21 protein-coding genes are annotated in these 21755 nt (G+C 71.8%); 6 read left to right on the top strand and 15 right to left on the bottom strand.

All coding sequences use genetic code 11. The annotated features are described in order from the left end of the window. Nucleotides 1-25: 25 nt before the first annotated feature. The 10 genes from AGRA3207_RS15945 to AGRA3207_RS15900 form a co-directional block, all read right to left on the bottom strand. Nucleotides 26-1228, bottom strand: a complete 1203-nt coding sequence (locus tag AGRA3207_RS15945) for an SfnB family sulfur acquisition oxidoreductase (RefSeq protein ID WP_231335416.1) — start codon at nucleotides 1226-1228, stop codon at nucleotides 26-28. A gap of 105 nt (nucleotides 1229-1333) precedes the next feature. Beyond that, nucleotides 1334-2572 carry an acyl-CoA dehydrogenase family protein gene (locus AGRA3207_RS15940; protein ID WP_231335415.1) on the bottom strand — a complete coding sequence of 413 codons (1239 nt, stop codon included), beginning with the start codon at nucleotides 2570-2572 and terminating at the stop codon, nucleotides 1334-1336. 37 nt (nucleotides 2573-2609) lie between these two features. Continuing rightward, nucleotides 2610-3746, bottom strand: coding sequence for a dimethylsulfone monooxygenase SfnG (sfnG, locus tag AGRA3207_RS15935; RefSeq protein ID WP_231335414.1), 1137 nt, complete (start codon nucleotides 3744-3746; stop codon nucleotides 2610-2612). Between the two features lie 98 nt (nucleotides 3747-3844). Continuing rightward, nucleotides 3845-4189, bottom strand: coding sequence for a 4Fe-4S dicluster domain-containing protein (locus AGRA3207_RS15930; protein WP_231335413.1), 345 nt, complete (start codon nucleotides 4187-4189; stop codon nucleotides 3845-3847). Beyond that, nucleotides 4186-5778, bottom strand: a complete 1593-nt coding sequence (locus AGRA3207_RS15925) for an FAD-binding protein (protein WP_231335412.1) — start codon at nucleotides 5776-5778, stop codon at nucleotides 4186-4188. The genes AGRA3207_RS15930 and AGRA3207_RS15925 overlap by 4 nt, the downstream gene beginning before the upstream one ends. After that, the gene (locus AGRA3207_RS15920) at nucleotides 5775-6764 is read right to left on the bottom strand and encodes an ABC transporter substrate-binding protein (protein ID WP_231335411.1); all 990 of its coding nucleotides are present in this window, start codon (nucleotides 6762-6764) and stop codon (nucleotides 5775-5777) included. The genes AGRA3207_RS15925 and AGRA3207_RS15920 overlap by 4 nt, the downstream gene beginning before the upstream one ends. Nucleotides 6765-6790: 26 nt before the next feature. After that, entirely contained in the window at nucleotides 6791-7135 is a 345-nt protein-coding gene (locus tag AGRA3207_RS15915) for a 4Fe-4S dicluster domain-containing protein (protein WP_231335410.1), read from the bottom strand. Then, nucleotides 7132-8724: an FAD-dependent oxidoreductase gene (locus AGRA3207_RS15910; protein ID WP_231335409.1), complete on the bottom strand. Its 1593-nt coding sequence runs from the start codon at nucleotides 8722-8724 to the stop codon at nucleotides 7132-7134. The genes AGRA3207_RS15915 and AGRA3207_RS15910 overlap by 4 nt, the downstream gene beginning before the upstream one ends. Next, nucleotides 8721-9476 (bottom strand): ABC transporter ATP-binding protein, encoded by a 756-nt coding sequence (locus tag AGRA3207_RS15905; RefSeq protein WP_231335408.1) that lies wholly within the window; start codon nucleotides 9474-9476, stop codon nucleotides 8721-8723. The genes AGRA3207_RS15910 and AGRA3207_RS15905 overlap by 4 nt, the downstream gene beginning before the upstream one ends. Next, nucleotides 9473-10321: an ABC transporter permease gene (locus AGRA3207_RS15900; RefSeq protein WP_231335407.1), complete on the bottom strand. Its 849-nt coding sequence runs from the start codon at nucleotides 10319-10321 to the stop codon at nucleotides 9473-9475. Before AGRA3207_RS15900 ends, AGRA3207_RS15905 begins: the two co-directional genes overlap by 4 nt. 624 nt (nucleotides 10322-10945) lie before the next feature. Here AGRA3207_RS15900 and AGRA3207_RS15895 point away from each other — a divergent pair. From AGRA3207_RS15895 to cyaB, 5 genes are all read left to right on the top strand, one after another. Then, nucleotides 10946-11677 carry a hypothetical protein gene (locus AGRA3207_RS15895; protein WP_231335406.1) on the top strand — a complete coding sequence of 244 codons (732 nt, stop codon included), beginning with the start codon at nucleotides 10946-10948 and terminating at the stop codon, nucleotides 11675-11677. Then, on the top strand, nucleotides 11674-12534 hold the full coding sequence (gene bufB, locus AGRA3207_RS15890) for an MNIO family bufferin maturase (RefSeq protein WP_231335405.1): 861 nt from the start codon (nucleotides 11674-11676) through the stop codon (nucleotides 12532-12534). Before AGRA3207_RS15895 ends, bufB begins: the two co-directional genes overlap by 4 nt. Beyond that, nucleotides 12527-13351, top strand: coding sequence for an HvfC/BufC N-terminal domain-containing protein (locus tag AGRA3207_RS15885; RefSeq protein WP_231335404.1), 825 nt, complete (start codon nucleotides 12527-12529; stop codon nucleotides 13349-13351). The genes bufB and AGRA3207_RS15885 overlap by 8 nt, the downstream gene beginning before the upstream one ends. Continuing rightward, entirely contained in the window at nucleotides 13348-14724 is a 1377-nt protein-coding gene (locus AGRA3207_RS15880; protein WP_231335403.1) for a ferritin-like domain-containing protein, read from the top strand. The genes AGRA3207_RS15885 and AGRA3207_RS15880 overlap by 4 nt, the downstream gene beginning before the upstream one ends. Before the next feature lie 277 nt (nucleotides 14725-15001). Further along, a complete protein-coding gene (gene cyaB, locus AGRA3207_RS15875; RefSeq protein WP_231335402.1) occupies nucleotides 15002-15559 on the top strand; it encodes a class IV adenylate cyclase in 558 nt (185 codons plus the stop codon). Between the two features lie 356 nt (nucleotides 15560-15915). Here cyaB and AGRA3207_RS15870 read toward each other — a convergent pair whose 3' ends face one another. The 5 genes from AGRA3207_RS15870 to AGRA3207_RS15850 form a co-directional block, all read right to left on the bottom strand. After that, nucleotides 15916-17268 carry a helix-turn-helix domain-containing protein gene (locus AGRA3207_RS15870; RefSeq protein WP_231335401.1) on the bottom strand — a complete coding sequence of 451 codons (1353 nt, stop codon included), beginning with the start codon at nucleotides 17266-17268 and terminating at the stop codon, nucleotides 15916-15918. 107 nt (nucleotides 17269-17375) lie between these two features. Beyond that, entirely contained in the window at nucleotides 17376-18422 is a 1047-nt protein-coding gene (locus AGRA3207_RS15865) for a hypothetical protein (RefSeq protein WP_231335400.1), read from the bottom strand. Nucleotides 18423-18567: 145 nt separating this feature from the next. After that, the gene (locus tag AGRA3207_RS15860; RefSeq protein ID WP_231335399.1) at nucleotides 18568-19962 is read right to left on the bottom strand and encodes a sensor histidine kinase; all 1395 of its coding nucleotides are present in this window, start codon (nucleotides 19960-19962) and stop codon (nucleotides 18568-18570) included. Nucleotides 19963-19973: 11 nt separating this feature from the next. After that, a complete protein-coding gene (locus tag AGRA3207_RS15855) occupies nucleotides 19974-20732 on the bottom strand; it encodes a response regulator transcription factor (RefSeq protein WP_231335398.1) in 759 nt (252 codons plus the stop codon). 96 nt (nucleotides 20733-20828) lie between these two features. Next, nucleotides 20829-21176, bottom strand: coding sequence for a PepSY domain-containing protein (locus AGRA3207_RS15850; RefSeq protein ID WP_231335397.1), 348 nt, complete (start codon nucleotides 21174-21176; stop codon nucleotides 20829-20831). A gap of 325 nt (nucleotides 21177-21501) precedes the next feature. On the opposite strand from AGRA3207_RS15850, the gene AGRA3207_RS15845 reads away from it, so the two are divergent. Further along, a complete protein-coding gene (locus AGRA3207_RS15845; RefSeq protein WP_231335396.1) occupies nucleotides 21502-21708 on the top strand; it encodes a hypothetical protein in 207 nt (68 codons plus the stop codon). Nucleotides 21709-21755: the final 47 nt, after the last annotated feature.

Raw genomic sequence — 21755 nt, 5'->3', positions numbered from 1 at the left:
TCCTTCCTCGGGGGTCCGGCCCCTCTCACAGCTGGCCGTGGCGCGGCGGGGGTGTGCCCTGGAGCAACCAGCGTCCGATGTGCTGTACCTTCCAGCGCTCGGGGTCGTGCAGGGTGTGGGTCCGGGCGTCGCGCCAGTGGCGGGACAGGTTGAGATCGGCGGCCGCCGACCGCGTGCCGCCGAGCTCGAACAGCGCCGACGACGCCTCCAGCGCGGCGCGCCCGGTGGCGACCTTCGCGGCGGCGGTCGCGATCGACGCGCGCGCGGTGGCGTCCGCGGACGGGACGCGCTCGGCCGCGTCGATCGTCTCGGCCGCCTCGCGCAGCAGCGCCTCGGCCCCGCGGACGGCGATCTCCAGCTCGCCGGCCCGCTGGACGAGCAGCGGGTCGCCCGCGGCGGTGTCGGCGCCGCTCTCGAACCACGGACGCGCCCGGCCCGCCGCGGTGACGGCGGCGGCGAGGGCGCCGCGGGCGATGCCGGCGTCCAGGGCGGCATGCAGCACCTGCGCCCGCGCGCCGTAGGTCGTCGGCCCCTCGAACAGCGCGTTGTACGGGATGACCTCGGACGCGCGGACGCGCACCCGCTCCAGCCGGACCGTTCCACTGGCGGTGGTGCGCTGCCCCATGCCGTCCCAGTCGTCCTCGACCGCCACGCCTGGGGACGCGCGGTCGATGTAGGCGAGGGCCTTGGGCGGGGACCCGTCCGGCAGGGGCGGCTCGTCGGGGAGCACGGCGCGGACGACGAGCACGTCCGCGAACAGGGCGCCGGTGCTGTAGTACTTCACCCCGTCGAGGACGTAGCGGCCCCGGCCGGAGCGGCGCAGGGCCGTCGCGTCGTCGGTGACCGTGCGCCCGCCGCGCTCGGTCTGGGCGTTGGCGAAGCGCGCGCCGTCCAGCGCGCGGGCGAAGTACAGCGCCTGCTGCTCGCGGGTGCCCTGCCGCCGCAGGGCGTCCAGGAACACGAAGTGGCTCTGCGGTATCTGCGCGAGGCTGGCGTCGGCGGCGGCCAGCGTGCGGAACACCTCGGTCAGCACCGCCACGCTCACCTCGGCTCCGCCGTGCCGCGCGGGCACGGTGATGCCGAGCAGGCCGGAGTCCGACAGCGCGGCGAGCTCGTCGGCGGGCGGCCGCCGTTCGCGGTCGCGGTCGGCGGCCTGCTCGGCGATGCCGACGGCGAGCTTGCGCGCGATCTCGGTGGCCTCCGCGCCGAAGCGGATCCGGTGGGCCATGGGTCCTCCGTGGTGGTCGGGCGGCTCGGGTGGGCCCGGCCCGCGGCGGCCCGGTGCCCGGGCCGCCGCGGCCGGTGTCGGTGTCGGAGTCGATCTCGGGTCGGGTCAGCGGTAGAGCGAGAACTCGGGGGCGCGCCGGTTCAGCGTCCAGTCGCCGACCTCGCGCGCCTTGTAGGCGACGGGGTCGTGGACGGTGTGGGTGCGCAGGTTGCGCCAGTGCCGGTCGAAGCCGTAGGCGCTGGTGGTGGCCCGCGCGCCCTGGATCTCGAACAGCCGCGACGCGGTCGAGAGCGCGACCTTGGTCGTCAGGTACTTGGCCTCGTAGACGGCGACGGCCGCCTCGGCGCGCTGCTCCTCGGTGAGCGACGGGCCGGTGTCCAGCGCCGCCTGGAGCGCGTCGCCGGCGCGGTCGGCGAGCAGACCCGCCGCGCGGACGTCGCTGGCGATCTCCCCGACCGTCTGCAGGACGTACGGGTCGTCTGTCGCGCTGTCCACGCCGGAGGTCTCCCAGGGGGCGCCGTGCAGCCGCGTCCAGTCGAGCGCCTCTTCGAGCGCGCCCTCCGCCGTGCCGATGTAGAAGTTCACGAACGCCAGTTGCCAGTGCGGCGTGACGAGCGTCTGGTACGGGGTGATCGTCCGTCCGAGGAGCGGGTCGGGGCCGAGGATCTCCGCCCGCTCGACGCGGGTGCCGGTGAACTCCACGCCGCCGGAGTCGGTGAGCCGCTGGCCGATGTTGTCCCAGTCGCCGAGCGCCCGGAAGCCCTCGCGCCCGCCCGGCAGCGCGATGAAGACCAGCTCGCCGTCCAGGGTCGCGGTGACCGAGAGGTGATCGCCGAGGCTCGCCCCGGAGGCGAACGAGCGCCGCCCGTCCAGCCGGAACCCGTCACCGTCCTTGGTCAGGACGAGGTCGGAGCCGCCGCGCGGGTTCTGCACGCCGCCCCAGAAGATCTTCCGCTCGGCGTTGAGGCGCGACAGCCGGTCGGCCTGCGCGGGGGTGCCGAACAGCGGCGCGACGCGGGTCTGCGCGAAGTGGTAGCCGATCAGGTGGGCGATGGAGGTGTCGCCGCGGGCGATGCGGCGGGTGATCTGCACGGTCTCGGCGTAGGACAGGCCGTCCCCGCCGTACTCGACGGGTTCCTGCACCTGGAGGAGGTCGTTCCGGCGCAGCAGCTCGACCTCCTCGCGCGGCGTCCGGCCGGCGCGGTCGCGCTCGGCCGCGGTCGCGCGCAGCTCCGCGGCGACGACGTCGGCGCGCCGGAGGGCCGCGGCGAACCGTTCCCCGTGGGAGGCCCCGCTGTTCTCCGTGGTCCGTTCCGTGCCGGCGTGCTGTGTCTCGACGGACATCCGTCCCTCTCCTTTCCGGTGTCTCGGATCTTCTGTCTCAGGAACCCACGTGCGCCGGGGCGCCGCGCTCGGCGGCGTCCGCCTCCAGCTCGCGGACGAGCGGGAGGACCCGCCGGCCGAAGTACTCGACGTCCTCCAGGTAGTGCAGGAAGCCGAGCAGGAACAGGTCGACGCCGAGCCGCTTGTAGGCGACGATGCGCTCGGCGATCTGCTCGGGCGTGCCGATCAGGCCGGTGCGGAAGCCGTCGTTGTACTGGACGAGGTCGGCGAACTCCGAGTCCTCCCACATGCCCTTGCCGTCGGAGGCGGACCGCCCCGCCTGCTTCACCGCGGACCCGAACCCCTCCACGGCCTCCCGGTCGGCCTTCGCGACGATCTCGCGCAGCACCTCGCGGGCCTCGGCCTCGGTGTCGCGGGCGATGAGGAAGCCGTTGAGGCCGAACCGGACGCGCCGCCCGTGCAGCGCGGCCTCGGCCCGGACGTCGCGGATCTGCTCGGTGACGCCGTCGAAGTCGCGGCCGTTGCTGAAGTACCAGTCCGAGACCCGCCCGGCCATGCGGCGGGCGCTGGTGGAGTTGCCGCCCTGGAAGATCTCCGGGTGCGGGCGGCCCGGCGCGGCCAACGGCTTCGGCTTCAGGTCGAAGTCGTGCAGGCGGTAGAAGTCGCCGTTGAACTCGGCGTGCTCGGACGTCCAGATCTCGCGCAGCACGCGGATGAACTCCTCGCTGCGCCGGTACCGCTCGTCGTGCTCCAGCCACGGCTCGCCGAGCTTGGTGAACTCGTCCTTGAACCAGCCGCTGACGACGTTGACGGCGGCCCGCCCGCCCGACAGCTGGTCGGCGGTCGCGACGAACTTGGCGAGCACCCCGGGGTGCCACAGCCCGGGGTGGACGGCGGCGATCACCTTGAGCCGCCGCGTGGCGAGCAGCAGCGCCAGGCTGAACCCGGTGGACTCGTGCTGGTAGGCGGCCCCGTAGGAGGCGATGTAGCGGACCTGGCTGAGCGCGTAGTCGAACCCGTTGTCCTCGGCGAGGACGGCCAGCTCCCGGTTGTAGTCGTATCCCCAGTCGGTGCGCTGCTCGATCTTGCTCACCACCAGCCCGCCGCTGACGTTGGGGACCCAATAGGCGAACTTCACCGGCTCCGGCGTATTCTCCATATTCCCTACAGACATAGTTAGGATTGTGCGGTTCATTCCGGCCCTGGTCAATGCGCCGGCCGCCCGGTGAGCGTCACACGGCCGCGGTGACGGTCAGGCGGCCGCGGTGACGGTCAGAGGGACGAGCGGAGCCGTTCCACGAAGATGTGGTTGCGGTCGGCGCGGCTGCCCGGCGTGCGCCCGCGCCCCCAGCCGACGATCCGGCGGTACTCGCCCAGCGCCTCGCCGAGGGCCGCCTCGTCGGTGTGCGGGGACCCGGCCGGGGCCGGGCCGCTGAACGGCGCGACGTACAGGGCGTCCGCCGGGCAGTGCGCCTCGCACATGAAGCACGACTGGCAGTCGCCCTGGCGGGCGATCACCGGGACGCCGTCGTCCCCCCGGTCGAACACGTCCGTCGGGCAGACCTTGATGCAGATGTCGCACGCGACGCAGCGGTCCGCGCTCACCACCTCGATCATGCCGCCGCCCTCCGGGGCTCGGCCGCCGTCCACGTCTCGTCCAGCCCGCCGACCAGCAGCCGGTGCTCGAACCGCCGCAGCGAGGGCAGGTCGTCCAGCCGGTGCAGGCCGCGGGACTCCTCACGGGCCAGGGCCGCGCGGTAGCACCAGCGGGCGTGCGCGGTCATCGCCGCCGCCGACCGCGCGCCGAGGCGCTCGCGCCCCTCGCCCGCGAGGCCCCTCGACGTGATCCGCTCCCACAGCGCGTCCAGCGAGGCGAGGGAACGCCGGAGCCCGGCGCGGGTGCGGAAGAGGTTGCGGTCCAGCGGCAGCATCTCCTCCTGCACCGTCCGGACGACCTCCGCCGCGTCGAGCGACCCCGGCGCGATGCCCGCCCGCCCGGCCGGGACCGCGTGCGTGCGCGCCCGGCCCGTCCCGAACAGGGCGGCGCCGCGCCCCGCCCACGTCCCGGACGAGATCGCCCACGACCCGTTGTAGGCGCCGCCGCCGCTGACGGCCCCCGACACGTGCTCGCGGGTCGCGGCGTCCCCGGCGGCGTACAGGCCGGGGACGGTCGTCGCGCAGTCGTCGCCGGTGATCCGGAGCCCGCCGGTGCCCCGGACCGTGCCCTCCAGCACCATCCGCACCTCGTACCGGTCGCGGAACGGGTCGATCCCGGCCTTGTCCAGCGGCAGGAAGTAGTTCGGCTGGGCGCCGCGCATCGCCTCCCGCAGCTCCTCGGGCGCCTGGTCCAGCCGCGCGTACACCTTCCGGCCCGCCGCGAGGCGTTCCGCGACCTGCGTCCTCGCCCCGAGCGGATGCGGGACGTCGATCGGCGCGCCGTCCTCGCCGTAGTACGTCGCGAACTGCATCATCAGGCCCTTGGTGTGCGCGCCGTGCGCGGGGGACAGCGCGTAGGCGCCGGAGAACTCCATGCCCGACATCTCCGCGCCCAGCTCGGCCGCCATCAGATGGCCGTCGCCGGTGTCGACGTTCGTGCCGAACGCGCCGGACAGGAACGCGCACCCGCCGGTCGCGAGGACGACCGCCCCCGCGCGGACCGTCCAGGGCTCCCCGCCCTTCTGCCGGGCGATGCCGGACGCGCCCGCCGCGGCGCCCGAGCCGTCCACGAGCAGCCGCAGCGCCGGATGGTGGTCGAGGATCACCACCCCGGCCCGGCCTCCCGCGGATCGACGGCCCCCCGCGCCTCCCGGGACGGCCCGGAGCACGCGGCGCCGCATCCGCCGCATGTACTCGGGCCCCTGAAGGCTGCCGCGCAGCTCCACGCCGTCCTCGACGGGGAACGGGTACCCGAACGCGGCGAGGTCGCCGACGCGCCGGTACGTCTCGTCCAGGACCCGGGCCATCCAGCCGTGGTCGGCGAGCCCGAGGCTCTGCGCGAACCGCTCGCCGACCGCGCGCTGCCGCGCCGCCGCGTCCGGGGGGACATACCAGAGGTTGTTGCCGCCCGACGCGGTCGGCCCGCTGGTGCCGCAGTACCCCTTGTCCGCGAGGACGACCCGGGCCCCGGCCCCGGCGGCGGCGAGCGCCGCCCACGCCCCGGCGGGCCCGCCGCCGAGGACGAGGACGTCGGTCTCCAGCTCGATCACGGCGCGGTCCCGGCCGCGGTCTTCGCCCCGGGCGCCAGCCAGGAGCCGACCGGGAAGTCCTTCTTGATCAGGTCCTGCCCGACGAGGAACGTCTTGGTGCCTTCGAGCAGCCGGAGCCCCTCGGCGGGGAACGGCTCCTCGGGCAGCTGCTCCTTGAGCGTCGTCTTGATCGACACCTCGGGGGCGTAGCCGCCCGTCCTGGCGACGAACGCGGTGTAGGCGGGCCAGTTCGCCTTCGCGACCCGGGCGCCCTTCGACTCGGCCCGCTGCCACACCTTGACGATGTCCTTGTGCCCGGCCAGGTACTTCTCCGTCACGACCGTCACCGAGGTGCCGAGCAGGTCGGGGTGGTCACGGGACGCGACGTCGATCGAGCGGTAGCCCTTCTGCTCCTCGGCCACCTGGTCGGCGGAGATGAGGCCGCCCGCGTCGATCGAGTTCTTCTCCAGCGCCGCGATGATCGCGGGCGTGTACATGTGGATGATCTGCTTCGGCTTCACGCCCGCCTCCTCCAGCGCCCCGAGCAGGTAGCGGTGGATATAGGAGCCGGTCTGGACGCCGATCCGCTTGCCCTCCAGGTCCTTGAGCGACGCCGGGCCCGCGTTCTTCTTCGCGACGACCGCCGCGTCCAGCCGGATCGAGTTGAGCGACACCAGCCGGGTCGGCAGGCCCCGCCCGTGCCCGACGAGCGCCGGGGTGTCCCCGTACAGGCCGATGTCGAGCGACCCTCCGGCGAGCGCCTGGTTGAGGTCGGGGCCGTTCTGGAACGTCGCGACCTGGATCTTGCCGATCCCGGCGGACTTCAGCTCGGGCAGCAGCTCGCCGCGCTCGTCGAGGAAGCCGACGGTGCGGGTCAGCTTGTTGCCGACACCCGAGCCGATCACGCCGATGCGCAGCGTCCCGGAGCCGCCGTCGGCCGCGGACGAGCCGCACGCCGTCGCGGCCAGGACGAGCAGCCCGGCGGCAAGGACCTTGGGGATCTTCACGTTCAACGCCTTTCAGGGGGGTGGTCTCAGGAGGTGAGGGGAGGGCCGGGCCGGCTCAGCGACGGCCCGACCGCGAGCTTGGCGCCGGGGGTGCGCCCCCGGCCCCAGCCGATCTGCTCGCGGTAGCTGCCGAGCAGCCCGTCCGCGGCGAGCGCCGCCTCGTCGGGCGGCTCCGGCAGCGGGTGCGAGCGCGGGTCGACGAACAGCGCGTCGACCGGGCAGTACGCCTCGCACATGAAGCAGGTCTGGCAGTCGTCCCGCCGGGCGAGGACGGGGATGCCGTCCGCGCCGCGGTCGAACACGTTCGTCGGGCACACCGCGATGCACTTGTCGCAGGCGATGCACCGCTCCCGCGAGACGATCTCGATCACGACGCCACCGCCAGCGCCCCGGCCTCCGGCCGCGTCCACACCTCGTGGAGCCCGCCGGTGACGAGTCGGCGGCGCTGGGACGGGTCCTGCTCGGGCAGGTCCTGCCGCTTGTGCATGCCGCGCGTCTCGGTCCGGGCGAGCGCGGCGTTGTACATCCACCGGGCGTGCGCGGTCATCGCCGCCGCCGACCTCGCCCGGACGATCCCCGCGCCGTCCTCGCGCAGGGTGCCGCTCAGCTCCCGCCACGTCCCGTCCAGGGCGCCGAGCGCCGGGACGAGCCGGTCGCCGTGACGCAGCAGGTTCTTGTCGTAGGGCAGCACCTCGGCCTGCACCGCGGCGGTGTACTCGGCGTGCCCGCGGGTCGCCGGTCCCGACGGCCGGACGCCCGCCTCGCCGAGCGCGCGGACGGCCCGCGCCCGCACCGGCCCGCCGAGCCCGGCGGCGTACCGGGCGGCGCCCCGTCCCGCCCAGGTGCCCGACGACATCGCCCACGCGGAGTTGTGGCTGCCGCCGCCGGTGAAGCCGCCGCAGATCAGCTCGCGGGTGGCGGCGTCGCCCGCCGCGTACAGGCCGGGCACCGTCGTGGCGCAGTCGGGCCCGGTGATCCGGATGCCGCCGGTGCCCCGGACGGTCCCCTCGGCGAGCAGCGTCACGGGGAACAGGTCGGTGAACGGGTCGATGCCCTGCCGGTCGAACGGCAGGAAGAAGTTGGCCTGCGCGAGCCGCATCGCCCGCTGCTCCTCGGGCGTCGCACGGTCGATGCGGCACAGGACGGGCTCGGTCAGCAGCGTCCGCGCGATCACGGACCGCCCCCGCTGGCTGCCCGCGCCCTCCAGCACCGTCCCGTCGGCGTGGTAGAAGGTGGCGAACATGTAGAACGCCGTTTTCGTCACGGACGTGAACGCCGGGGCGATCGCGTACGCGTTGGAGAACTCCATCCCGGACAGCTCCGCGCCCGCCTCCGCCGCGAACAGCGCGCCGTCCCCGGTGTTGACGTCGCAGCCCAGCGCCTTGCTGAGGAACGCGCACCCGCCCGTCGCGAGGACGACCGCGCCCGCCCGGACCCGGAACGGCCGGTCGCCCCGCAGCTGGTACCCGGCCGCACCGGCCACCGCCCCGGAGCCGTCCGCGAGCAGCTCGGTGATGGGGCTGTGGTCGAGGACCCGCACGCCCGCGCGGCGCACCCGCACGCGCATCCGCCGCATGTACTCGGGCCCCTGGAGGCCGCGCCGGATCTGCCGTCCGTCCTTGTCCACCGGGAACGGGTACCGCGACACCTCGGCCAGCTCGTTCATGTTCGCGTACGTCTGGTCGAGGACGCGGGCCATCCACTCCCGGTCGGCGAGGTGCCCGCCGAGCCCTTCGCGGCTCGCCATCGCCGCCTCCCTGGCCTGCGGCTCCGGCTCGACGTACCAGACGCCGGTGCCCGCCGACGCCGTCGCGCCGCTCGTCCCGAGGTACCCCTTGTCGGCGAGGACGACGTCCGCGCCGGCCTCCGCCGCCTTGATCGCGGCCCACGCGCCGGCGGGCCCGCCGCCCGCGACGAGCACGTCCGCGGTCAGGTCGGTCACGTTCGCATCGGTCGTCACAGCGCCTCCTCGGCGGCATCCCTGGTGGTGGCACGATTCGCTCGGCGGGCCCGGACACCGAGCCCGTCGAGCAGGTCGCGCCGCAGCGCGACGAACCGCGGGTCGTCCATCGACCGCGGCCGCGGAAGGTCGACGGCGTACTCCCGCTCGATCCGCCCGTCCGCGAGCAGCAGCGCGCGGTCGGCGAGCAGGAGGGCCTCCTCGACGTCATGGGTGACGAGCAGCACCGCGGGCCGGTGCTCGGCCCACAGATCGGCGACGAGCGCCTGCGCGTTCAGCCTGGTCAGCGCGTCCAGCGCGCCGAACGGCTCGTCCAGCAGCAGCAGGTCGGGGGTGCGGACCAGCGCCCTGGCCAGCGCGACGCGCTGCGACTCGCCGCCCGACAGCGTGAGCGGCCACGCGTCGGCGTGCGCCGCGAGCCCCACCTCCGCCAGCGCCGCCTCGGCCCGTCCGCGCAGGTCACGGCCGCGCAGGCCGAGCACGACGTTGTCCCACACCCGGTTCCACGGCAGGAGCCGGTGCTCCTGGTAGACGACGGCGCGCCTCCCGGGGACCGCGATCTCGCCGCCGCCCTCGCCGTCCAGCCCGGCCAGCGCGCGCAGCAGCGTGCTCTTCCCGGATCCGCTCGCGCCGAGCAGCGCGACGAACTCGCCGGGCGCGATGTCGAGGTCCACGCCGTCCAGGACGGCCCGCTCGCCGAACACGCGCCGGAGCCCGCGGACGCGCACCCCCCTCTGCTCCACGATCGTCATCGCGCCACCAGCCCCCGCCGCCAGGCCAGCGCGCGCCGCTCGACGAGCCGCACCAGCAGGTCGGTGGACACGCCGAGCAGCGCGTACACCACGAGCACCAGGAAGACCGTGTCCATCTGGAGGAACTGCGTGGCCTGGTTGATGACGAAGCCGATGCCGCTGGCGGTCGCCGACTGCTCCACCACGACGAGCGTCAGCCAGGCGACGCCGAGCGACAGCCGCAGCCCGACGAGGATCTGCGGGAGCGCCCCGGGGAGGATCACCTTCCGGATCAGCCCGAGCCGCCCGACCCCGCACGTCCGCGCGGACTCCACCAGCCGCTCGTCCACGCCCCGGATCCCGTGGAACACGTTGATATAGAGCGGGAACACCACGCCCACCGCGATGAGGCCGACCTTGGACGTCTCGCCGATCCCGAACCAGATGATGAACAGCGGGACCAGCGCGAGGTGCGGGAGCATCCGCAGCGCCTGGAGCGGCGCGTCCACGACGTCCTCGCTCACCCTGAACAGCCCCGAGAGCAGGCCGAGCACCAGCCCCAGCGGCAGCCCGATCGCGAGCCCCTTCAGGACCCTCAGCAGCGAGACGCCGAGGTTCTCGGCCAGCTCGCCCGAGACGGCCATGTCCCATCCCCGCACGGCGACCTCGCTGAGCGGCGGAGTGGTGCTGCCGAGCCAGCCCGCGCGCGCGCCGACCTCCCACAGCACGAGGACCAGCGCCAGCCCGCTGACCTTGCGCGCCCGGCGCAGCAGCGACAGCGCCACGGCGCCGGACCGTCCCGCGGCGGCGGGCAGAGCGGCCTCGGGTAGCGCGGAACGGGGTGGATCGAGCAGCTCGGTGGACATGCGGCACCTCCATGACAGGGGCGAAAGGAACGCAGGGGGAATCCGGTGGCGGGAGCCCGGCGGTGGAGGAAGAGAGACGGCCGATCAGAGACCGTGATGTGCGAATGAGCGGCTCAACAGGACGCGCTGCACACGCGAAGGAGGTCGATGTGGCGCCTCGCCACCAGTACCTCCGTTGCGTTCATGCTCCTAGCATGCACACGGATCCACCCCCTGTGAACCCCTCGGGAAGCCGCCGCGACCTGGGCAGACGTCCCCGGGCTGACCCTAAATCGACTAAATCGACCGATTTACCAGGGATTATGGTCGTCCGCCTCCCCGAGGGACTCACCGCCACGGTTATACAGATCACACCCTCAGGAGACACAAGGGTGGACGCTCCGTCCCTCGCCGCCCACGCACCGTCCCCGCCACCTCGTCAAACGCCCGTGTTCGTGAAACGGCCGTGCGATCCGGTCAACGGCGGGTCAACGGCGGCGCTCCGCGTTCTCCGGCTCGTAATAAGTCGCGCCGCGCTGTTAAGCCCGTCGTCGATCCGGCAAGGGTGCAGGTGGGGCGGGGGCACTCACGACGCCGGACGAGCATCCGGGGCCGTGCCGACATTCGCTGGGCTGGGGGGACGACGTGGCGAAGGTGAAGCGCGAGCACAACGGGCACGACAAGGCGGCGGGCGCCGAGCTGCTGTCGTCCCAGGAGTACGCGGTCGAGCACAGGTACGACGCGAGCGGCCTCACGTTCGGGGCGGCGAGCTGCGGCGGGCCCGTCGAGGGCCTCGAACAGCACGTCTGCATGGGCCTGAACGCCTGCAACGCCTTCGACGTCGACACCAACGCCCTCATGGCCGGGACGGGGAACTGCGCCACCGTGCGCCATGTCTGCCACGGCGAGGGCCAGTGCCGTGGGCAGGGCGGCTGCGGCTACGCGGGGAACGACGAGCAGCAGTGGCGGCCGGGGGAGCAGGCGTGCCGCTTCAACGGCAGCTGCGCCAGCCCCGTCAACGTCGGCCGCGTGTTCAGCAACGGGCCGATGAAGGGCAAGAGCGTGTGGCTCCAGGCCCGCCGCCTGATGGAGGACCGCATGTACCGCGCGGGGCTGGCGTTCGGGCCGTCCCCGGGCGAGGGCATCCCCGACGACATGATCCCCGAATACGACGTCGACACCGGCAACGACCTCCCGGACCCCAAGGTCAAGGGCGACGGCCGCCGGGCCCGCGCCGGGAACGGCTCCCGCAAGGCCGGGACGGGCAAGGCCGGGACGGGCAAGGCGGCGTCGGGCAAGACCGCGTCAGGCAAGGCCACGTCGCGGAAGGCGGCGTCAGGCAAGAGCGGGAAGGGCGCGTCGGGGAAGGGCCGATGACGTCGGCGGCCACCGACCACCGGCCGCTCGGTTTCGGAGTGGGCCTGCGCGCGCCGCACATGGACCACGTGCGGCGGCACCGGCCCGCCGTGGACTTCTTCGAGGTGATCTCGGAGAACTTCATGGACTGCGCGGGGGGACGGCGCCGCGCCCTGGAGGGGATCGCCGAACGCCACCCGATCGTGCTGCACGGGGTCTCGCTGTCGATCGGCGGCACCGACCCGCTCGACTTCGGCTACCTCGCCCGGTTACGGGACCTGGCCGGCGCGGTCCGCGCGCGGCTGGTGTCCGACCACGTCTGCTGGACGGGCGTCCTCGGGCGCAACACCCACGACCTGCTCCCGCTGCCGTTCACCGAGGCCGCCCTGGCGCACGTGACGGGACGCGTCCGCGTCGTCCAGGAGTTCCTCGGACGCCGCCTGGTGCTGGAGAACCCGAGCACGTACGTCGGCTTCTCCGCCTCGACCATGCCCGAGCAGGAGTTCATGGCCCGGCTCGTCCAGGACAGCGGCTGCGGACTGCTGCTGGACGTCAACAACGTCCACGTCTCGGCCGTCAACCACAACTTCGACCCCGTCGACTACCTCGACGCCCTGCCCCTGGACCGGGTCGAGCAGATCCACCTGGCCGGGCACACCGACTACGGCACCCACATCATCGACACCCACGACGGCCCGGTCGCCGACCCGGTCTGGGACCTCTACCGGCACGTGACCGAACGCGCCGCGGGGATCCCCACGCTGCTGGAATGGGACGACCGGCTGCCCGCCTTCCCCGTCCTGGAGGCCGAGCTCGACAAGGCGCGGCGGGTGGCGGCCCGGACCCCGGTCCCCGCCGGGAGCGACCTCGATGCCTGAACCGTCCGAGCTGGCCTTGCTGCAGCGGTGGATGCAGGAGGCGATCCTGGACGCGGACGCCGCCGCCGACGACGTCGAGGAGACGCTCACCGCGTCATCCACGCTGAACGCCCGGCAGCGGCTCGGGATCTACTGGCGCGGCTACCGGCTCCGGCTGCTGGAGACCATGCGCGGCATGCACCCCGGCCTGACGCACCTGCTCGGCGAGGAGATGTTCGACCGCTTCGCCCTCGACTACCTCGACGCGCGCCCGTCCCGCGCGTACACGCTGTCCCGGCTGGACGAGGGGTTCACCGACCACCTGTCGACGACCAGGCCCGACGCCGGGGACCCGGAGGGATGGCCGGACCTGATCATCGACCTGGCCCGGCTGGAACGCATCGCCGGCGAGGTCATCGACGGCCCCGGCACCGAGGACGGCCCGCTCCTGCGCCCCGCCGACCTCCCCGGCGGCGCGGCCCTGCGCTGCGTCCGCCTCGTCCCCGCGCCCTGCCTGCACCTGCCGGACTTCGCGTTCCCCGTCAACGAGTACCTGGCGGCCGTCCGGCGCGGCGAGGACCCCGCGCCGCCCCCGCCACGTCCGGTGCGGCTGGCCGTCCACCGCCGGGACTACCGCGTCACGACACGGGAACTCGACCCCGCCGCCCACCGGGCGCTCCGCGCGCTGGCCGGGGGCGCCACCGTCGGCGCCGCCCTCGGCGGCACACCCGAGGCCGCCGACCGCCTCCGACGCTGGACGGACCTCGGCTACTTCGCCGCCGTCCACCGGCCCGCCACCGCCGCACCACCACACACGGAAGAGAGAGCGACACGATGACGACCGCCACCACCAGGACGAAGTCCCGCAAGCCCACGACGAAGTCACGCGCGTCCGGCAAGAAGGCACGCGCGGCACGGGCAGTGCCGATCAGACAACTCAATCCGGCGGAGGGCATCAAGACCGTCCAGGACCTCGCCGACCACCTGTACGTCGCCGCGCAGGTGGAACTCTCCACGATCCCCCTGTACCTGTTCGCCGCGTACTCCATCAGGACCCGCGGGCACTCCCAGTGGGCGGCGCCCCGCGGCGTCCTGCGCACGCTGACCGGGATCTCGATCGAGGAGATGCTGCACCTGGCGCTCGTCCGCAACCTGATGGTCGCGATCGGCCACGGCCACGAGATCAGCTTCTACGACCGGGACTTCATCCCCGAGTACCCGAGCTTCATGCTGAACCGCTACAACCCCGACGACCCGGACGGCGCCGAGCTCCTCCTCAGCCTCGACCGGCTCTCCACGGAACAGGTCAGCACGTTCCGCCGGCTGGAGATGCCCGACGACATCGACCCCAAGGCGACCACCTTCGCCACGCACCCCGAGGACGTCGGCCAGTACACCAGCCTCGGCGAGTTCTACCGCGCCATCGACCAGGCGTTCTGCGAACTGGACAGCAAGATCGACTGGGCGGTCGAGGATGCCCGCAAACAGTACAAGCGCGCGTTCTGGAACGAGTTCGGCAGCGGCAAGCCCATCCGCGTCTACGACCTCGACACCGCCCGCCAGGCCCTGAAGCTCATCATCGAGCAGGGCGAGGGCTCCGTCGACGACCACAAGCGCATCGAAATCCGGCCCGGCGTCGAGGACTACACCCACTACGAGAAGTTCCTGCGGATCGAGAAGGGCGTGGAAGGCATCGGCGCCGTCGACGGCGGCCCCGAATACGAGATCAACATCGACGACCCCGAGGCCACCTGGCCCCTCGTCAGCGACCCCGCGCTGGAGGACTTCGAAGACCAGCCCGCCATCCACAGCCTGATGACGCTCTTCAACGCCGCCTACTGCTACACGCTCTGCCTGCTGGACGACCTGTACGACCACTCCACCGACGACGTGAAGAAAAAGAAGATCCCGGGCACCGAACGCGAGGAGCTCTTCAGCTACCGCTACGGACTCGAACGCAACAACATCTCTCTCATGCAAGGCGTCCTCTACCCCATCGCCCAGACCCTCGTCACCACACCCATCACCGACGGCCCCTACAAGGGCTTCAACGCCGCACCGTCATTCGAGTTCTACGACTTCGACGAAGACCCGGCCCGCTCCAAGAAAGAACAACTCCTCGACCTGTGCGAAGAGGCCATCCAGCACTTTCCCATCCTCGGCGGCCCCGACGGCGTCCAACGCCAAATCAACCTGGTAGCTGCGTTGTAGCAATCCCGGCCCAAGAGAGCTCGCCTGGCGGCTCGCCCTCTTGACCGTGCTTGTGCGAGCGCGACATCGCTCCGCGATCAGCCCGCGTGAGGCTCGCCTCCGGCTTCACCTCACGCGGGCTGGTACCGCGCCCGCGCGACGGCCAAGGCCACTCACGACACCGCCAAACCCGCCCGCCACGCCACCATCCCTTCCCACAAGTGTTCGCCTTGCCCCCTCCTCGTCAGGGACTCGGTTAGCCTCTCTGTCGGCGTACTGGCAACGAAGGGGCGGGGCGATGGTCGAAGGATCACGCGAGATCGAGGTCAAGTACCGCATCGCGGATCCGGTCGCGGCGGCTGAGGCTCTGAGCGCCGCCGGGTTCGTACTGTCGCCGCCGATCCACCAAGACGACCAGGCATATGCAGAAGTGGGCTGGCAGTACGGCATGAGCAAGGTCGGTGTCGCCTTCGCCCGGCTTCGCACCGTGCAGGGACGCTACGTCTTCACCGTCAAGAAGCCGATCGACAACGAGATGGTCTGTACCGAGTACGAGTGCGAGGTTTCAGACCGTGAGCAAATGCACCACGCAATCATGGCGATGGGCTTCTACCCAACCGTCCAGATCGTGAAGACGCGACGTACCGCTTCCCGCGCGGCCCTCTCGCTCTGTCTGGACGAGGTTGAACGCATCGGCAGTTTTTTGGAAGTCGAGCGCCTGGTGGCCTCGCACCAGTCCGGGCTCCAGGTGCAGGCTGAGCTGAACGAGTTCGTCCGGTCGCTCGGCATCGCCGCTGAGCGCACCACGGACACCTACGATTCCTTGATTCGGGCTGCGATGCAGCTCTCGGCCTAGAAGATTGTCAACGATCCTTCGGCGCACAGGCCGGTCGTAAATAGCCGACTCGTGCCAGTGCCTTGGCGCGCGTTCCTGTCAGGTCAGCCCTCCAACATGAGGCTTTCGTACCGGCGGTATCTTCGGCCTCATCGATCAGACGGATGACGGTGGGCAGGTCACGCTGAGTTGCAGTAATGCGCGACGCTCCATCGTCATCCTCCGTGTGGAGCGGGCCGGTGCCTCCACGCTAACGGCCGCTTGGGCGGATGCGTCCGATTCTTGCTGCCAGTTCGCTCTTGTACCGGCGTCACGCATCGCGTAGGGCCTTGGCTCATGTCATACGAAAGAGACAGTTCCAGGCTGGGTGCCGGGTGCTAGGTGATGAGATGCCTTCCGGAGGTGAGGGTTTGCAGTTCTCGGACGGCCGGGCGGTTTCGCTGCTCGCGAGGGATCGCGCGCAGGACGGTCCTCCCGGTCTCAAGGATCATGTGGCTCTGGTGGGCGGGTGGCAGCTCCGCGAGGATCTCCGTGGCCTGCGCGGCGCCGGGACCGGCTCCACCCTTCACCACGGTGCACAGGGCTTCGTGAAGCCGGACGTTCGCCGCGTACTGGTAGCCCTGCGTGCGGGCCAGGACAAGCTCGCGTTCCGTGTCGGCCTCTGCCTCACGTCCGGCACAGGCATGGACCCAACTCGCTGTGAAGTGCACGCGGTTCTCGTTCCAGAGCGTCGGCATTATGCCTCGCGCATTCCTGTCGCCGGTGAAATCGATGAAGGTGCTCAATGCCTCCTGGGCTTCGTCGTGCCTGCCCTGTAGTGCCAGTGCCCTGGCGCGTGTTCCTGTCAGGTCAGCCCTCCAAGATGAGGGTTTCGTTCCGGCGGCACCTTCGGCCTCATCGATCAGACGGATGACGGTGGGCAGGTCACGCTGGCCGTAAAGCCCGAACGCGGCCTCTTCGCAGCGCGTCATCAGGCGCAGGCCGAGGTCGTCGGTGGCATCGGCGGCGACCTTGGCAGTGCGCCACCAATGGATGGCGCCCGCGTGCTGGCCGAGCCGGGTGAGGGCGTTGGCGTACAGCATGGAAAGCGCGGCCGCGACCCGGCGCAGTTCGGTCGCCTGATCCGGCTCGGCGGTGTGTAGCTGACGCTGGATCGCGACCAAGTCGACTATGAGACCGTCCCGCGCCTGCGAGGACGCGCGAGTGAGGATCGCGTGCAGGTGGTCCGACAGGGTCAGGTGCCAGGCGTCGAGGTCTCGGGGTTCTGATTCGAGGGCCAGGGCGAGGAGTTGGCGGACGGGTTCTCCGGTGGAGCCGAATGCCTCTGCGCTCAACCCGAGCGCGGTGAGTTGCAGTAGTGCGCGACGCTCCATCTCGTCGTCTCCTGCGTGGAGGGGGGTTGATATCTCCACGTTTACGTCCGCTTGGGCGAGTGTGTCCAGCTTCTTCTTGTTGAGTCTTTCGGACTGCCGCGGGGGTGGTTCGGGGAAGAGTTCGTGCAGGGGGATGCCGAAGGTCTCGGCGTAGACCGGGGCCCAGGTGCCGGGGTAGTTCTCGCCGTTCTCCCAGCGCAGGATCTGGCGGTACATGTTCCTGACCCGGCTGAGGGAGGGGTTCTCCACGCCGACGGTGCGCAGGAGCTGGCGGGCCATGTCGAAGGGGCCCCAGCCTCGCAGTTCGCGCTCCTCCTGGAGCCGGATGGCCCAGGCGGGACGTTGTGTCTTGAGCATGTGGACCTCTGCCTTCTGCCATGCGACGGTCCGGGGGTGCTTGGGACACCCCCTTCGGATGTCAACTCATTGTCCGTGTTCCGTCACGCATTGTGCAGGGCTTTGGGTCAGATGAATGAGGTGGGTTCGGTCTTTTGCGCCGCGTGCCGGGTGTGGAGGGCCTGGGTGGCGATCGCCGTGTGAAGGTCGCGCACTGCCGGGCGGTTTCGCTGCTCGCGGGGGACGGCGTGCAGGACGGCTCGTCCGGTCTCGGTGATCATGTGGCTCTGGTGGGCCGACGGGAGCTCCATGAGGATTTCCGCGGCCTGCTCGGCGCCGCGATCGATTCCGCCGTTGACCACGGTGCACAGGGCCTCGTGGAGACGGACGTTCGTCGCGTACTGGTAGTCCAGCTGCCAACCTGTGGTCAGGACGTTCGTCCGGGCCTCGTCCGCGGCGGCTTCGTCGCCTGCGTGTGCGTACACCCAGCTCTCGGCGAAGTAGATCTCGGTGCCGGTCCAGTATCCCGGGATGAGGCCCTCGCTTGACGAGCCGGGGTCTGACTGGGACAGCGTGTGCAGCTTCTGCCGTGCCTCGTCGTGCCTGCCCAGCAGGGACAGTGCTTTGGCTTCGGCCGTCTCGACCTTGGCGCGGCCGATGGACGGTCTGTCGCCGGTGATCTCCTGGGCCACGCGGGTCAGGGCGAGCACTGTCGCCGGGGGCCGCTGTCCGTACAAGCCGAATCCGGCTTCGGACCCGAGGGCGAGGAGGCGCAGGTCCAGGTCACCGGCGGCGTCGGCGGCCGTGTACGCCGTGCGCCACCAGATGATCGCGTTGCTGTGGTCGCCGAGGCGGGTCAGGGCGTTCGCTAACAGGATCGCCAGTCCGGCCATCACACGCTGCAGCTCGGTCTCGTCATCGGCCGCTGCGCTCCGGAGCTGCCGCTGGGCGGGCGCGAGGTCGATCAGCAGGTCGTCGCGGGCTCGTGCGGGGGACCTGGTGCGGATCGCGTGGAGGTGGTCCGAGAGGACCATGTGCCACTCGTCGAGGTCGTGGGGTTCGCTGTCGAAGAGCAGGGCGAGCTGTCGGCGGACCGTCTCCGGGTCGAGCGGGCGAGTACTCCGTCTCGGTCTCCGCTTTTGTGCGGCGAGTTGCAGCAGCTTGCGGCGCTCCATGTCGTCATCCCTTGCCGTAGAGGGGACGAACTCATTGTCCTCGTTCCACGACGCACCGTACAGGTCCAGGCTCTGCCTTCCCCAGGGTTCGCTCGTGGTCGTCCGATCTGCACAGAAAGGTGACGTGGCCGGGTGGCCGCGCAGGTCAGGGGCTGGGACGGCCGTCCGCTTCGGTGGCGGGGCGTAGGTGGACGGCGGCTGCCAGGCCGGTGCCGGGGGCGGGGTGCAGGTCGATGTGGCCGCCGCTGGCCTGGACCAGGCGTTGGACGATGGCCAGCCCGAGTCCGCTGCCGCCCTTGGGTGCGTCGGGGGCGCGCCAGAAGCGGTCGAAGGCGCGGGTGCGTTGGGCCGCGGTCATGCCGGGGCCTTGGTCGATGACCTGAAGGGCGACCATCCCCGCCGATCCCGTGCGGGGTTGGGGGGCGGGGTGGCGGGCCAGGGTGATGGTGCTGCCTGGTGGTGCGGCGCGCAGTGCGTTGGCCAGCAGGTTGTCCAGGATCTGCTCCAGCGCGCCGGGGATCGCCCAGACCGGTCCGGTCGGGGCGCCGGTGCGGGTGAGCCGGACGTGTTTGGCGGCCGCCGGTGTGCTCCAGGTGCGGGCCCGGGAGGTGAGGACGGCGTCCAGGTCGACCGGTTCGGGGTGGGTGTCGTGGTGCATGCGCGCCAGGTCCAGCAGGCCGTCGATCATCTGGGCGAGGCGGTCGATCTCGATGACGGCGGCGCGCAGGTCGGCGTGCCCGGTCCGGGGGAGGACGGGTTCGAGGTTCTCCAGCCGGAGCCGCAGCGCGGTCAGCGGGGTGCGCAGCTGGTGGGAGGCGTCGGCGGCGAAGCCGCGCTGGGCGGCCAGCAGTTCCTGGAGGCGGGACGCGGTGTGATTGAACGTGGCGGCCACGCGGCGCATCTCCGGGGGGCCCAGGTGGGTGGCGGCCGGGGTGGTCAGCGTGCCTCCGGCGAGCTGGTCGGCGGCGCGTTCGAGGCTGCGCAGCGGACGGGTGATGGAGCGGGCCAGGGCCGAGCCGACGAGCGCGACCAGGGCCAGCACGACGACGCCGGCCAGGGCGAGGTTCAGCCACATGCGGTGCACGACGGCGTCCGTGCGGCCGGTGGGCACGGCCAGATGGACGGCGCCGTGGATGGTGGGTCCCGAGGCGGCGGGTGCGGCGACGTAGTAGTCGGTGGACGGGTGGGTGCCGACGCTGAGGTGTCCGGCCAGTGCGCGGCGGATCCCGGGCAGGTCGCCGGGATCCCCGCGTCCGGCGGACGCCGGTGCGGCGGCCAGCACCTGCCCTCGGCGGCCGACGATGACGACCCGTCCTCCGGAGGCGCGGGCGTGCTCGGCGGCCAGTCGCGGGAGCAGGTCCGGCTCGTCCTCCTCGATCGCCTCATCGGCGAACTCGGCGAGCACCGTGGCCTGACGTTCCAGGTCGCGTGCGGCGCGCTGGCGTTGCTCCCCGGCGTAGGTGAGCGCGAACGGCACCTCCAGTGAGAGCAGGACCAGCAGGGTCAGCGACAGGTAACTCAGCAATAGCCGCCGCGCCATAGGTGAGGCTCCTACGAGTCCGAGGCGGTGTGCGAACCGGCGACCGCCGGGACGGCGGGGTCGGTCAGCCGGAAGCCCACGCCGCGTATGGTCTGCACCCAGGCCGCGTCGCCCAGCTTGCGGCGCAGCGCGGCGACGTGGAAGTCCAGCGTTTTGGTGGACCCCACGAAGTAGGGGTCCCACACCACTTCGATGATCTGCTGGCGGGTGTAGACGGCGCCGGCGTCCTCGGCCAGCAGTGCCAGCAGGTCGTACTCCTTCGGCGCCAGCTCGACCTCCTGCCCGGCGACCCGGACCTGCCGGGTGCGCCGGTCGATCGTCAGTCGGCCCGTCCGCACGATGTGCCCGCCGTCTTCTGCCTGCCCGGCGCCGGCGTGGGAGCCGCCGGGTCGATGCGGACGGCCGAGGTCAGCCGGGCCGGGCCGGGTGCGCCGGGCGACCGCCCGGATGCGGGCCACCAGTTCCCGCAGCCCGAACGGCTTCGCCAGGTAGTCGTCGGCGCCCAGTTCGAGGCCGACGACGCGGTCGGTCTCGGTGCCGCGCGCGCTGAGCATGATGACCGGCACGTCCGACGCCGTCCGCAGCCGTCTGCAGACGTCGATGCCGTCGATGTCCGGAAGCCCCAGGTCCAGCAGGACCATGTCGGCGCCGGGATGCGCCAGGGCACCCGCGCCGGTGCGGACGTGCTCGACGGTGAATCCGTACCGGCCCAGCCCGTCCACGAGCGGCTCGGCGATCGTGTCGTCGTCTTCCACCAGAAGTATCCGCATCACCGGTGCCCGATCTCCTTCGCGCCGATCCGCACTCGCCCGCCGTGGGGCGTGTCCGGTGTGCAGTACGGATCAGGCCGGGCATGCGGTTGCGGGTCAGTCGCCGTCGTTGTCGGGCTGCTTGTCCTCGTCCTTGGTCCCCACGACTTTGAATGCCTTGTCCAGATACACCTCCACGGTGGTGCCGGTCTTCTGGCGGATCTCCACCGCGTACAGGCCGGGCCGTTCGGCGTCGTACTCGGCCTTGAGCACCTGCCCGGGATACGCGGCCAGCGCCGCCTTCGTCGCCTGCGCCGCGAGCCGTCCGGTCAGAGGGGTCTCCTTCGGTTTCACCCCGCCCCCGCCCGTCTCCTGACCGCCGGACGTGCCGGTCTGGGCGGTCGTGCTCTGGCCGGCGTCGGCGGCCTTCTTGTCTTCACCGGAACAGCCGGTCAGCGCGATCACCGTCGTGGTCACCATGAGAAGAAGCAGCGCTCGGGTACGCATTCGAAAAGGCCCTCCCTGACAGATCGAGGCAATGGGAAATGTCAGGCGTCCACGCTAGGGATCGGACAGACAGGTCCACCCCAGGGCAGGGCCAGCGGACCAACAGCATCCGTCCAGGATCGCGACGGTCATTCGCCGCGCGGTCGTACCTGGGAGCCGTGTACGCGGTTCGCGAAATTGGCAGAGGTGTTGCTGCCATTGGCAGCGGGGGCGCGGGTGGTGGTGATAACGTCCCGCCTCCGTCCGCCTTTTAAGCGCCGCGGCGCTGGGAGGAGCCTGCCGGGTGAGCAGCCGCGCGTACGAGGTCGTCGGCGACGCCACGATGATCATCATTGTGGACGCCGAGACCCGTGACGTCGTCGGCGCCGCCTATGCCGAGGAGGATCCGCGCTGGTGGCGTGGTGTCCTGAACGGGCGGGTCCGCCGCCTGTACGTCCCGGCGGACGTGCCCGACCCGCACATGGACGTCGCCCGCCGCCTCCAGGCTTAGCCGGGCCCGTCCGGGGGCGGCGTCAGGATGCCGTCAAGATTCCCGGG

Origin of the sequence: Actinomadura graeca, from assembly GCF_019175365.1 — a bacterium.
Lineage (GTDB): Bacteria > Actinomycetota > Actinomycetes > Streptosporangiales > Streptosporangiaceae > Spirillospora > Spirillospora graeca.
This window is presented reverse-complemented; position numbering and strand designations above follow the sequence as displayed.